A 501-nucleotide genomic window follows, 5' to 3' on the forward strand; every position below is an offset into this window, starting at 1 on the left:
CCGGCATGCTGCTGTTCGGTTTGCTCCCGCTGGCTCTGCTCGCGGTGTACGTCGTGGTCCAGTCCCGCCGCCGGCGCCGGCTGCGCCGGTTCACCGAGGCGAGCGTGCCGCAGTCGCCGACGCGGCACATCCCGATCGCCGTGTCGCTGCTCAGCCTGATCCTGCTGACCATCGCGCTGGCCACACCCACCCACGACATGCGCATCCCGCGCAACCGCGCGGTGGTCGTGCTGGTCATCGACATGTCGCAGTCCATGCGGGCCACCGACGTCCCCCCCAACCGGCTCAAGGCCGCCGAGGAGGCGGCCGCCCAGTTCGCCACCCAGCTGACCCCGGGCATCAACCTGGGGCTGGTGGAGTTCGCGGCCAACGCCTCGCTGCTGGTCTCGCCGACGACCAACCGTGCGGCGGTGAAGGCGGCGATCGACAGCCTGAAGCCGGCCCCCAAGACCGCGACGGGCGAAGGGCTCTTCACCGCGTTGCAGGCCATCGCGACGGTGG

Annotated in this window: 1 protein-coding gene; it reads left to right on the forward strand. The window is 71.5% G+C overall.

Features of this window, described 5'->3' with window-relative positions; genetic code table 11:
- Positions 1–5: 5 nt before the first annotated feature.
- Positions 6–501, forward strand: a 496-nt coding sequence (locus A5713_RS02460; protein WP_156751714.1) for a VWA domain-containing protein, incomplete at its 3' end; no start/stop codon positions are given.

This window comes from Mycobacterium sp. E2497, from assembly GCF_001668695.1.
Classification (GTDB): Bacteria; Actinomycetota; Actinomycetes; order Mycobacteriales; family Mycobacteriaceae; genus Mycobacterium.